The organism is Burkholderia sp. HI2500, from assembly GCF_002223055.1.
GTDB lineage: Bacteria > Pseudomonadota > Gammaproteobacteria > Burkholderiales > Burkholderiaceae > Burkholderia.
The window spans coordinates 1,525,965-1,537,986 of sequence record NZ_NKFL01000004.1 but is presented as its reverse complement, the minus strand read 5'-3'; the positions used below and the strand labels follow the sequence as shown (position 1 = coordinate 1,537,986).

Sequence of the window (12,022 nt, the reverse complement as noted above, 5' to 3'; positions counted from 1 at the left end):
GCGGCGACCGGTGTCGTTCTCATGCCGTTGCAAGCCGCGAGTGGATTTCGCGCGAAAGAAGGTCGATCGTGTAGTACTCGAACATGTCTTCGGCACGGAGGGACACCCCGAAGGTGGCGCTGAGCCGCAGCGACAGCGCCTGTACGCCCAGCGAATCGAGCCCGATATCCGCGAACGGTTCGTCCCGGTCGATCAACGCATCGCTGCCCAGGCCGATCAGCTGGGCCAGCGCGCGGCCGATTTCGGACTCGACGTCGTTGGCCGGCACGTCATCCGCCCGGGTGCGCTCGCTGGCCTGGCGGCAGAGGTCGACGAGCGCGCGCCGGTCCGCCTTGCCGCTCGTCGCCTGGCGCGGGATCTCCGCGACCGCGACCCAGTCCTTCGGCAGCCAGGCGGCCGGCAGCGCGTGGGCAGCGGTTTCGCTCAGTGTTCGCATCCACGTGGTGTCGTGGCCGTCGGCCAGAACGACAATGGCGGTCAGCCGGTCGCCGACGACGAGCGCGGTGGCATCGCGAACCATCGGCGAGCGCAGCACCGCGGATTCGATCTCCGCCAGTTCGACGCGCTGGCCGTTGATCTTCACCTGGTCGTCCACGCGCCCCACGCAGTGGACGAGGCCGTCTGCATCGACCCGGCAGATGTCGCCCGTCAGGTAGATGCGCGAGTACACCGGCAGGTCACCGGTCTCGAACAGCGGATTCGCGATGAAGCGCCGCGCCGTTTCCGCGGCGTCGTTCACGTAGCCGTTGGCCAGCGCCGCGCCGCTGATGCAGAGCTCGCCCTCCTCCCCCGGCGTCGTGGACACGATCGTGTCGGTCACGCCGTCCGCCGCGGTTCGACGCAGGTAGAAGCGCGTGTGCGAAACCGGTGCACCGATCGGCAGCGAATCCCGCGGCGCGTCGTCAAACGGCCATGCGCTCGCCATGATCGTCGCCTCCGTCGGCCCGTACACGTTGTGGACGACCGTGTTGGGCAACAGGCGCCGGGCGCGCTCCGCGAGCGACGGACGGAAGACCTCGCCGCCGACGCAGATCGCCTTCAGGCTCGTGCATTGTTCGAAGCCCGGCGTTTGCGTGATGAGGTTGAACATCGTCGGCACGGTGGTGATGTGCGTGGCCGCATGCCGCCGGATCGCGGCCACGATCTCGACGCTGTCGATCCGGTGCGTGCCGCCGAGAAAGCACACCGTCGCGCCGATTGTCAGCGGCGCGAGCAGCTCGTGCATGGAGGGGTCGAAACACGGGTTGATGCTTTGCAGCCAGCGATCGTCCTCGCGGAAACCGAGGTAGTCGATGATCCAGCTGAAGTGATTCCACGCCGCGGCATGCGAGACGGCAACGCCCTTCGGCAGCCCGGTGGAACCGGACGTGAAGATGATGTAGAGCGGATCGTGCAGTTCGGCACCCAGCCCGAGATTGTCGGACGACAACTGGCTCGCCCGATTCAACGCCGCATAGACGTCGCTTTGCGGCACGTCGCCGAGCTGCGTCATCGCACGACCTTCCAGGGCCGTCAGCACGAACGCGATGCGCGCGCGCTGGACCATGTGACGCATCCGGTCCTCGGGGCACGCGGCGTCGACCGGCACGTAGACGGCCCCGCACTTCAGGATGGCCAGTAACGCGACGAGCCTGACAGGATCGTGATCCGTGCACACGCCGACGGCCTCGCCGGCGCGGATGCCGACTTCATCGCGCAGGAAACGCGCCAGCCGGTTCGCGCGCGCGTTCATCTCACCGTAGGTCACGCTTTCGCGCTCCGAGAGGGCCGCGATTCGATCGGGTGCCGCTGCGGCGCGCTGCTCGAAGGCCAGATGCGGGATGTGGGGTGAATAGATGGGTTCAGTCATCGCAGGATTCAGGACGAAGGGATTGAACGATCGAAGCGACACAGGCGACGTGCGGCTCCGAGAGCATTGAAAAGTGATTGCCGGGTACTTCGATGCCCTGCACGCGATGCTGCAGCGCGTGCGCATGCCAGTCGGGCAGCAGCGGCTCGCGCGCGTGCAGGCAGGCCACGCGCGCGGCCGGGGCCGCGGCGGTGCGGTGGGACTTCAGCAATGCCAGGCACGTGCGGCGCATGTCGAGCACCTCGCGCAGGCGGGCGGCGGGCATGCGCCGACGCAGGCAGGCGTCGATTTCGCTGTCGCTGGGCGATTCGGCGAGGACGCGATCGGCTTCCGCCGGCGGAAACATCGCCTTGAGCAGCGTGACGCGCTCCGTGCGGTCGTCGCTCACACGCTCGCGGGCCGCCAGGGCCAGCGACGGATCGAGACTGACCACGACGCCCAGGCGCTTGCCGCGCTGCTCCAGCAGGGCGGCCATTTCGCGCGCCACCACCGCACCGAACGAGTGACCGCCGATCCAGTGGAAAGGCCGGTCATCGATCTCGCACAGTGCATCGACATAGCGGTACGCGAGGTCCTTCAGGTCGGTGGCCTGCGCGAGTTGCGCCGGCACCCCGCGAAACGCCCTGACGATGAACGGCAGCCGCGCGGCCAGCGGCGCGAACGGCACGACGCTGCCGTCGGCGCCGTGAATCAGGGTCAGCACGGCATCGCTTGCGTCGCGCGCCGGGCGTCCGGCGAGCACGCGGGTGACGTCGACGATCGGATCGACGGCCAGCTGATCGGCGAGCTCGGCTGCGGTGTGACGCCACCTGTCGCCGATGGCGGCCGCGAGCGCCGGCGCGCCGGCAACGCTCACCTGCCATGCGTTCGCGTGCGTCGGGTCGTGCGGCCGCAGCAGGATGGGGCCGTGCGCGCCGCCGCGGACCTCGAGCTCCCATTGATCGATGGCGGCGCCGGCGTCCGCGCCCCCCGCCGCGTCGAGACGATCGGCGACCCGTCGAACCAGCGTGCGGAAAGCCCCGGCGATCTCGGGCGATCCGATCGTGATCGCCGGGGGCGCAGCGCCGACGGCCGAGCGTCTGCGGATCGTGATGGTCGTGTCGTTGCCGCCATCGATGCCCCGCACCCCGGCGCGGCACAACGCCGCGAGAAAACCGTAATGGAGCGGCGCTCCGAGAACCTGGGCCATGCTGGCCCGCAGGCGCGGGGCGATATCGTCCGTCCGCATCATTCTGTATTTACCCGATTTGCAAACCGCACGTTTCTTTGAACATGCTAAAAATATATTAAATATCAAATCACTGTTGCGGAATGTGATTAGACAATCAAAATCAGTTGTCGTGAACCTGCAATATCTGACAGATATCCCTGACACAAACATCAGGTGTCATCGGCGTGAATAAAGCTGTCTGTTCTGACAGCGATCATTTCGAGAAAATAGTCGATACAATCCTCCCCCGCTCCACCCTGATACGTCTTGAAAATCAATTAAATCAACATCGGACCATCGAGAGGTTTTAAATGGAAGTGAAAGCACCTGAGAGCGAATCGGCCCGGTCGATTCGGCAAGAAATCGCGTCGTTCCTGCGCAGCAAAAGCAATCTCCCCGTCACCGCGGAACACGCGACGGAGAAGCTTCTCGCCAAATCACTGGACCTCGACGAAATCTCGCGCCGTCGCGAGGCGTTCTCGACGCATGCGGAGATCGACAGCACCGCGGTGCTTGCGAACTACGAACTTCTGCATGGCGTGAAATACCTGGATCGACTCATAAACTGCGAAAATCAGCAAATCGATGCAAAATGTATTGTCGCCATCTTCAGAGGGACGGAAATCTGCCTGAATAACATTTCCGTCCTCGCCGACCGGATCATCGACGACGTCAGCCATTCCCGCTTCGGCGACGTGTCGGTCAAGATTTCGTGGATGAATCATTTCAACGATTCCCTGTACCGCTTTTCGCAGTTGCTGGTGCAAACGGATCTCGGGCGCAATGGCGGGGACTTTCTGTCGATCGAGGATTCGTCCACCTATCAGGCTGCCGCGAAAAAAACCGAAGCGATGTACGAAGCGCTGAAATCGGCGCCGGAAGCGGTCGGCGACGTTTCGGAGAAGGACCTCGACGATCCGCAGCGCTTCACGTTCTTTCACACCTTCGTCAATACCAATTACGAAACGATCTGGCTGGCCGTGCTGCGCCACGTTCGCGTGCCGGGCGTATTTCGTCTCGAGGGCGAGAGCGCCGAGCAGTTCTATCAGCGGGTCGTCCAGAACGACGAGGTGCGCGATGCGGTCACCTGCGTCGACCTCAAGGATCCGACGTACCTGATGCAGTTCCGTGCGTACCACCAGATCAGCGAAGTCCTCGTGGGCCTTGTCAACGACGTGATCGCGGATTCGATCCTGGCGCTCGTGAACGAAGCGAACGAGTCGTTCGAGCATGAGGCGACGTCGCTGGCGCTGTGCAACAAGTTGCTGCAGATCGTCACCGACAACATCAAGCCGATCGTGCGGACGCTGAGTCCGAAGGCTTACTTCGCGATCCGGCCGGCGCTTGGCATCACGAGCGGGTCTCACTCGCACAATCTGCGCAAGGGGCTGTTCCTGACGATCTACCCGCTGCTGGTCCGTTCGCTCCGCCTGCGGCTGATGGCATTCAACGACACTGCCGCGCGCGACGACGACGCCGTGCTCGAGCAGGCGCAACAGGTGCTGCGCCTGAACACGCAACCGGCGCTCGCCGCGATGATTCGCCAGACGGTCTACGTGTACCAGTACGTGCGGACATGGCGTGACGAGCACATCCAGTTCGTCAAGACGCAGATCGGTGTGAGTCCGGAAGACAACACGCCGACCGCCTCGATTTCGGGCGCCGAAAACGCGGCCCAGACCGCGCACAACTTCCGCAACTCGCACATGAACGATCCGATCGGCCCGCTTTACGAGGCGACGCTCGGCAAACGGCCGCCCGCCCCGTTCTCGATCGTCCATCCGGGACGTTTTGACGAGCACATGGCGTTCTTCACGGCGAATGCGGTCAAGGCGATGTATGCCGACGTGCAGCAACGCGCACAGCGCAAGCGCGACCGCGGGGTCCGCACGGGAGGCGCGTCGTGACGACTTTGCCGCTGGTGATGGTGACGGGCGCGAGCTCCGGCATTGGCGCGGCGGTCGCGCGTGCGTTCGCGGCGCTCGGGCATCCGCTGCTGCTGGTGTCGCGGCGGTTGGCGGAGCTGCAGGCGCTCGATTTGCCCAACGCCGCATGCGTTGCGGCGGACGTGACCGACGAATGTGCGGTGCGGGCCGCGGTGCAGGCCGCGCAGGCGCAGTTCGGCGGTGTCGACTGCCTCGTGAACAGCGCGGGAACGATGCTGCTCGGCGAGCCGCTCGAACAATCGGCCGACGAACTGCGAACCATGCTGGACGTGAACGTCGTCGGGACGATGAACGCGATTCAGAGCGTGCTGCCCGGCATGATCGAGCGGCGGCGCGGCAGCATTTTCAACGTCAGCTCGATCACCGGCCGCCAGGCCTTTCCATTTCATTCGGCGTATTGCGCATCGAAATTCGCGGTGCACGGCATGTCGGCCGCGCTGGGCGCCGATCTCGGCCAGCACAATATCCGCGTGTCGACCATCGCGCCGGGCGTGGTTGACACGCCCCTGCTCGACGCCACCACGTCGGAGTCCGCCAAGACGATGTTTCGCGAGTGGATGAGTTCGCTGGCTTCGGTGCTGCATCCCGACGACGTCGCACGCGCGGTGTGCTTCGCCTATGCGCAGCCGCAGCACGTCTGCATGAGGGAGATCTTCCTGACGTCCACCGCGCAAACGTCCTGAAGCCAACCCGCTCGCGATTCGTCGTGAGGTGTCGGGCAGGCGGATCGGGTGTCGGCTGCCGCAATCGTGAGGGAACTGCCGGCGGAGGTTGCCGGCTGGTCCGATCCTGCCAGTCGAAAACCCTCGAAACGCGACTCGATGAACTGCGCCCCAAAGGCCGGATAGCGATCCGGCTTTCGGGGCGCTTTTCGTGGAGCGCTGTCTGCCGGTCGCGGACAGGTGCCCCGCTCGCCTGCCGCCTCGCAAAGTATCCGGCGGGCGATGCTGACCGCGGCATGCTCGGCTACCGAGACTGACGCGTTTGCCGACTGGTCAGTTTTGAAATGAAATGACGCTATTGTGATAAGAAAAGTTATCTTGTCGGGCGTGAAATCTCTCGTATTCGCCTTGTTTCCGGCGACTCAGCATGACCTGCGCTGCCCGGATTTGCCCCAAGTATTCGGCAGCGGCGCCACTGAGCGGTGCTCACGGACGGCGCAACGGCGTTAAGATCGGGGCCGCGCATTCACCGGAGCCCTGCTCTATGCGATTTTTTCTCTTGATCATCGTGACAGCGCTGCTTGCGGCCTGTAGCCACGCTCCGCAAGTGGCCACGAAAGCAATGCCGCCAGCACCCGGCGCGGACCGCGACCGGACAGCCTTGATCGACGCTTTCGTGAAGCGGTTGGCCGATGTTGCGAATTCAGGAGAGATGTTTGACGTTGATGCGACGATGCACCGGCTCGATCTGCGCTACCAGGCGGACACCATCGGTAGTGCCCCGTTAGCACCGAACTGTCATGGCGACTGCAACGCCAGAAGGATCAATCGCACGACCGTCATCGCGGATACGCCAAATTGGTATCAACCCACCCAATTCACGTGGCTATCGAACGAATCGACCGTAAATGCGGCGCTTCCGCCAGCATTCGAATATGCCGTCGACCATCCACCGCAGGACACGACGCGTGCCATGCTGAAATTCGCGTCCCTGAGCCGGTTCGCCTGCATCACGGAGGCCGATGTCGTTCATGCACTGCCCACCGCTCATCAGACTGGCGGCAGCATTGGCGCACCGTTCGCAGTCAAGTTTTTCGGGACACAGGGGCTAACCAACGACGATTTCGGTACATGGCTCACCTTCTGGTTTGAGCGGGGTTCGCCATGTGCGCAAGAGGTCAAGATCGAGCAAGATCAGAAGCAGGGAATGCGGTTCAAGCGGGCAGTGTGGAATCACGACCTGTGTGTCGCAGAAGAACAGCATGACTATTGTGTGGCACACGGCGGCCTCGATGTCAGCGCAGCCGACCTTAAAGGGATCGACGCATACGTGAACGCGCATTGCCCGACCATCCAGGCAATGTACGCGAAGGAGCCGCACACCGGTCAGCCGCCGCCGAGTGGGCGGGTCGGAAACTGGAATCGCCGGAATCCATGCGGTTTTTAGCGGATGGTCACCGACACTGAGTTGGCGGGATCGCGTTCACGGTGGGCGGAGCAAGGTTGCTCGACCATGCGTATGTTGACAGTAGCGAAATGCGGCCTGATCAACCAGAGGACGCGTTCGATCCCGTGGTTTCCGGTCTAGTCAACGATCCGGATCCTCCGCAGTTAAGTTGAGAATATCGCCGGCATTTCGGCCGGTCTCCCAGTAAAGCGGCCGAGCTCGTACATCGGTCGGGCGACGCCAGGGCAATGCCCGACCTTGGTTCGTCCGAGTGAGCCACCCTGGCTGCCCCCTCCCCGCATTTGTTCCCCCGACGCAAGACTGTTGCTCCACGGTGGGTGTTCGAGATCGCAACCGGCGCGCCTACAGTTCGCCCATCGGATTCACGGATCCGGTCGGCACCGAAGCCGAGAACCCTTCACTTATCGAGGCAAATCATGAGCGCATCCAGAGTCATCATCGTCACCGGTGCATCGCAAGGCATCGGCGCGGCAACGGTCGACGCATTCCGGGCCCGCGGCCATCGCGTCGTCGCAACGTCACGTTCGATCGGGCCGTCGAACGATCCGGACCTCGTCACCGTCGCGGGCGACATCGGCGACGCGGCCGTCGCACGGCGCGTGGTCGACGCCGCGATCGAACGCTTCGGCCGCGTCGACACGCTCGTCAACAACGCGGGCATCTTCATCGCGAAGCCGTTCACGCAGTACACCGCGGACGACTACGCGCAGATCACGAACGTCAACCTGAGCGGCTTCTTCCACGTCACGCAGCATGCGATCGCCGCGATGCAGAAACACGGCGGCGGCCACGTGGTCAGCATCACGACGAGCCTGGTCGATCACGCGAACAGCAACGTGCCGTCGGTGCTTGCGTCGCTGACGAAAGGCGGATTGAATGCGGCGACGAAGTCGCTCGCGATCGAGTATGCGAAGGCCGGCATTCGCGTGAATGCGGTATCGCCCGGGATCATCAAGTCGCCGATGCACGCGCCCGAAACGCACGCGACGCTCGCGTCGCTGCATCCGGTCGGCCGCATGGGCGAAATGAGCGACATCGTCGACGCAATCCTGTACCTGGATTCGGCGCCGTTCGTCACGGGCGAGATCCTGCATGTCGACGGCGGCCAGAGCGCCGGGCATTGAGACGCGGCGTCGACACCGCGAGCCGGCGCGCCTAACGCGATGCGCCGGCTCGTTTGGCGCGTTTCTCGGCCGGCTGCCCGGCCGGCGCGCGCGCCAGATGCTCGACGAGAAAGTCGACGAACACGCGTACGCGCGACGACAAAAAGCGCGCATGCGGATACAGCAGCATGAACGGCAGCGACCGCCCGCCGAGGCCGGGCAGCACTTCCACGAGCGTGCCGGCCCGCAGATCCTGCTCGACGACGAAGCGATAGGTCTGGAACAGGCCCGCGCCGCTGCGCGCGAGCGTCACACCGGCGAGATAGTCCCCCGACGTGCCGTAACTGCCGGTCGTCGTGACGTCGATCCCCTCCGATCCATCGATGAACAGCCACGGAATCGTCCGCCCGCTGCTCGGCAGCTCGAACTGGATGCATTCGTGTGCATGCAGGTCGTCGACGGCGGTCGGCATGCCCGCGCGCTTCAGGTAGCCGGGCGCCGCGACGATCACGAGTTCGGCATCCTCCAGCTTGCGTGCGATCAGGTTCGAATCGGCCGGCGCGCGGCCGCGGATCGCGAGGTCGTAGCCTTCCTCGGCGAAGTCGATGTTGCGGTTGCTCAGGTGGGTGTCGACGCGCACGTCCGGATAGCGCTCGCGAAACGCTGGCAGCAGCGGCAGCACGCGATAGTGCCCGTACGGTGTCGGCATGCTGATCCGCAGCACGCCGGCGGGCGTTGCCTGCTGGCCGGTCGCCTCGCGCTCCGCGTCGACCAGTTGCGACAGCGCGTCGCGACATTGCTCGAAGTAGCGGCGGCCGGAATCGGTCAGGCGGATCTGGCGTGTCGTGCGCACGAACAGCCGCACGCCGAGACGCGCCTCGAGCCGCGCGACCGACCGGCTGACCGCGGCCGGCGTGACGCTCGCCGCGTTCGCCGCCAGCGTGAAGCTGCCGAGTTCGGCGGCGAGGCAGAACAGCTCGATGCTGCCCAGCAGCAGATCGTCGAATTGTCGTTGCATGAGGCGATTCCTGCCGTCTGCGGCGCGTGGCGCGCGATGACGCCGAGTGTGCATGAATCTCGTGGCGGAAACCAGCGGGCGCACACGACGCGATTCGTTACACCGCGTCGTGAATCAATTGCGCGGCTGACATTTACCGGCTTCGGCCGCCTGGCTACAGTGACTCACAGGCCGGACCGATCGCCGAACCCCTTTCCTGCAAGGAGCACGACATGACCGTCGAACAGAAACTGGCCGACCTCGGCCTCGCGTTACCCGAGCCGCCGAACCCGCTCGGCAGCTATACGGCCGCCAGCGAAGCCGGCAACCTGCTGTTCGTCTCCGGACAACTGCCGCTGGTCGACGGCAAGATTGCCTATACCGGCCGCGTCGGGGAGCAGTTGAGCGTCGACGAAGGCAAGCATGCCGCCCGGCTCGCGGCGCTGAACGTGCTCGCGCAGATTCGCCGGCACCTGGGCGGGTTCGAGCGCCTGCGCAAGATCGTGCGCGTCGAGGGGCACGTGAGTTCGTCCGACGGCTTTGTCGGGCAGCCGGCCGTGATCGACGGCGCGTCGGACCTGTTCGCCGCCGTGCTGGGCGAAAAGTCGGGCCACGCGCGCTCGGCGTTCTCCCAGCGCCAGTTGCCGGCCGATGCGGCCGTGATCCTCGTCGTGATCGCCGAGATCGACCCGGCCTGACCGATCGGCCGCCCTGCGCGGCGGCCAGCCGTTCCCGGGGCGTTTTCACCCGCCCTGCCCGGATGCGTCGCGCGTCGAATATCGGGGAGCGATCGCCGGAATGCCTTCTCCCGCAAGGCTGTACACGTTCCAGATACATTGAAATACAAAATATCGCATGCGATTTAATCGAATACGCTTGACGTGGGTGGTCGTCTCGACGAAACTCCATCGCATGCGATCGAATCGCATCTGAAACAAACCACCCAACTGACGGAGCAAATGATGAGCAAGATCGAAAAAGTGCTGTACACGGGCAAGACGCATACGACTTCGGGCGGCCGCGACGGCGCGGCGCGCAGTTCCGATGGCCGCCTCGACATCCAGTTGTCGTCGCCGGGCAGCGCCGGCACCGGCACCAACCCGGAGCAGCTGTTCGCGGCCGGCTGGTCGGCCTGCTTCATCGGCGCGATGCAGCTCGCGGCGCGTGCCGCGAAGGTGACGCTGCCGGCCGATCTCGCGGTCGACGCCGAAGTGGATCTCGGCACCGCCGGCAATGCGTACTTCCTGCAGGCCCGGCTGAACGTGAGCGTGCCGGGGCTCGATCGCGACGTCGCGCAGCGCATCGTCGATGCGGCACACCAGACCTGCCCGTATTCGAAGGCGACGCGCGGCAACATCGACGTCGACATCCGTATCGCTTGAACGATGCATCAGGCGGCCTGGCGCCGCCTTGCCGAATGCCCGATTTCCTTTCTTTCCTTTTGAGGTGAATGATGAATACCCGACTGATCGCCGCCCTTCTCGTCGCTGTTTCGGCCACGGTTGCCGCACCGGCGTTCTCCAGCGAATCCACCGTGACGCGTGCGCAGGTGCGCGCCGAGCTCGCGCAGTTGCAACAGGCCGGCTACCCGCTGAATCGCGCGACCGACGCCACCTATCCGAATGATCTCCAGGCTGCACTCACGCAGATCCATGCCACCGATGCGGTCGCCAGCAACGAGCAGGCGTCCGGCTACGGCAGCAACGGCGAGGCGGCAACGCAATCGGGCCGCCGGCATGCGGTCAGCGTGGCCGACCGCTCGGTGTATTTCGGTCATTGAGCGCGACGCATCGTCAATACGTGAACCCTGAATCCCTTCTATTTCTCTTCTGTCGAGGTAAATGATGAAAACCCAACTGATCGCCGCCCTTCTCGTGGCCGTTTCCGCCTCCGCTGCCGCACCGGCGTTCGCCGATGCAGCCGGCGTATCCCGCGCGCAGGTGCGTGCCGAGCTCGTCCAGCTCGAACAGGCCGGCTATCGGCCGGGCCGCGCGAACGATCCGCACTATCCGGACGATCTGCAGGCCGCACTGACGCGCATTCATGCGAACGACACCGCGGTGGCCGACGCAGCGACGTCCGGTTACGGCAGCGATGCCACCGCCGCGACGCAGTCGGGCAGCCGGCACGCGACGCGAATCGCCGAACGCTCGATCTACTTCGGTCATTGAACGACACCGCGAACGGCGCCGGTGGCTGGCGCACGATGCGTAACCCCTGAACTCCACTTTCTTGTCGAGGTAAATGATGAAGACCCAACTGATCGCTGCCCTTCTCGTTGCCGTGTCGGCTGCCGTTGCCGCGCCGGCGTTTGCGGGTGACAGCACCGTGACGCGCTCGCAAGTGCGTGCGGAACTGGCCGCGCTGCAGCAGGCCGGCTACCTGCCGAACCGGCCCAACGACCCGAACTATCCGGACAATCTCCAGGCTGCGCTGCGCCGGGTTCACGACAACACTGCGGTCGCGGTCGATTCGCAGGTGTCCGGTTACGGCAGCGACGCCGGCAGTGCAACGCAGTCGGGCAGCCGCAGCGCGGTTCGCACGGCCGAGCGGTCGATCTACTTCGGCCATTGAGCATGGCGCGTCGGAATCGTCGCGCAAGGCGGGGCAACGTATGGGAAACGGGGGCGCACGAGCACGGTGCGTTCCTCGTCAGCCAGCGATGGAACGTAGCGTCATTGACATGCCCTGCGCGTTTGCGTCCGTGCGGGATTCGACAGCGCGCGGCGCCCACGCCGATCCCGGTTTTCGCGACCAGCGGCCAGCCAGACAGTAACCCCTACCCGA

Annotated in this window: 13 protein-coding genes; 9 read left to right on the top strand and 4 right to left on the bottom strand. The window is 64.8% G+C overall.

Translation table 11 applies throughout. The annotated features are described in order from the left end of the window. Positions 1-19: 19 nt before the first annotated feature. The 3 genes from CFB45_RS09880 to CFB45_RS38290 form a co-directional block, all read right to left on the bottom strand. Complete coding sequence (locus tag CFB45_RS09880) at positions 20-1,849, bottom strand: amino acid adenylation domain-containing protein (RefSeq protein WP_179255054.1); 1,830 nt, start codon at positions 1,847-1,849, stop codon at positions 20-22. After that, complete coding sequence (locus tag CFB45_RS09875; RefSeq protein WP_179255053.1) at positions 1,842-3,038, bottom strand: thioesterase domain-containing protein; 1,197 nt, start codon at positions 3,036-3,038, stop codon at positions 1,842-1,844. The genes CFB45_RS09880 and CFB45_RS09875 overlap by 8 nt, the downstream gene beginning before the upstream one ends. Positions 3,039-3,496: 458 nt before the next feature. Continuing rightward, positions 3,497-3,739: a hypothetical protein gene (locus CFB45_RS38290; protein ID WP_144025193.1), complete on the bottom strand. Its 243-nt coding sequence runs from the start codon at positions 3,737-3,739 to the stop codon at positions 3,497-3,499. Between the two features lie 36 nt (positions 3,740-3,775). Between CFB45_RS38290 and CFB45_RS09870 the strand changes: the two genes are divergently transcribed. From CFB45_RS09870 to CFB45_RS09855, 4 genes are all read left to right on the top strand, one after another. Next, complete coding sequence (locus CFB45_RS09870; RefSeq protein ID WP_143329832.1) at positions 3,776-4,966, top strand: hypothetical protein; 1,191 nt, start codon at positions 3,776-3,778, stop codon at positions 4,964-4,966. Next, positions 4,963-5,688, top strand: coding sequence for an SDR family oxidoreductase (locus CFB45_RS09865; RefSeq protein ID WP_217481523.1), 726 nt, complete (start codon positions 4,963-4,965; stop codon positions 5,686-5,688). The genes CFB45_RS09870 and CFB45_RS09865 overlap by 4 nt, the downstream gene beginning before the upstream one ends. 523 nt (positions 5,689-6,211) lie before the next feature. After that, the gene (locus CFB45_RS09860; protein WP_089425470.1) at positions 6,212-7,114 is read left to right on the top strand and encodes a hypothetical protein; all 903 of its coding nucleotides are present in this window, start codon (positions 6,212-6,214) and stop codon (positions 7,112-7,114) included. A 437-nt stretch (positions 7,115-7,551) separates the two neighbouring features. Next, a complete protein-coding gene (locus tag CFB45_RS09855) occupies positions 7,552-8,259 on the top strand; it encodes an SDR family NAD(P)-dependent oxidoreductase (RefSeq protein ID WP_089425469.1) in 708 nt (235 codons plus the stop codon). A gap of 31 nt (positions 8,260-8,290) precedes the next feature. Here the strand turns inward: CFB45_RS09855 and CFB45_RS09850 are convergent, their stop codons facing one another. Beyond that, entirely contained in the window at positions 8,291-9,256 is a 966-nt protein-coding gene (locus CFB45_RS09850) for a LysR family transcriptional regulator (RefSeq protein ID WP_089425468.1), read from the bottom strand. Positions 9,257-9,468: 212 nt separating this feature from the next. Here CFB45_RS09850 and CFB45_RS09845 point away from each other — a divergent pair, with 212 nt between their 5' ends. From CFB45_RS09845 to CFB45_RS09825, 5 genes are all read left to right on the top strand, one after another. Then, positions 9,469-9,933: a RidA family protein gene (locus CFB45_RS09845; protein WP_089425467.1), complete on the top strand. Its 465-nt coding sequence runs from the start codon at positions 9,469-9,471 to the stop codon at positions 9,931-9,933. 264 nt (positions 9,934-10,197) lie between these two features. After that, positions 10,198-10,617, top strand: coding sequence for an organic hydroperoxide resistance protein (locus CFB45_RS09840; protein WP_011352035.1), 420 nt, complete (start codon positions 10,198-10,200; stop codon positions 10,615-10,617). 71 nt (positions 10,618-10,688) lie between these two features. Next, positions 10,689-11,015: a DUF4148 domain-containing protein gene (locus tag CFB45_RS09835; RefSeq protein ID WP_089425924.1), complete on the top strand. Its 327-nt coding sequence runs from the start codon at positions 10,689-10,691 to the stop codon at positions 11,013-11,015. A gap of 61 nt (positions 11,016-11,076) precedes the next feature. Further along, the gene (locus tag CFB45_RS09830) at positions 11,077-11,406 is read left to right on the top strand and encodes a DUF4148 domain-containing protein (protein ID WP_089425466.1); all 330 of its coding nucleotides are present in this window, start codon (positions 11,077-11,079) and stop codon (positions 11,404-11,406) included. Positions 11,407-11,479: 73 nt separating this feature from the next. After that, positions 11,480-11,809, top strand: a complete 330-nt coding sequence (locus CFB45_RS09825) for a DUF4148 domain-containing protein (protein WP_089425465.1) — start codon at positions 11,480-11,482, stop codon at positions 11,807-11,809. Positions 11,810-12,022 lie beyond the last annotated feature (213 nt).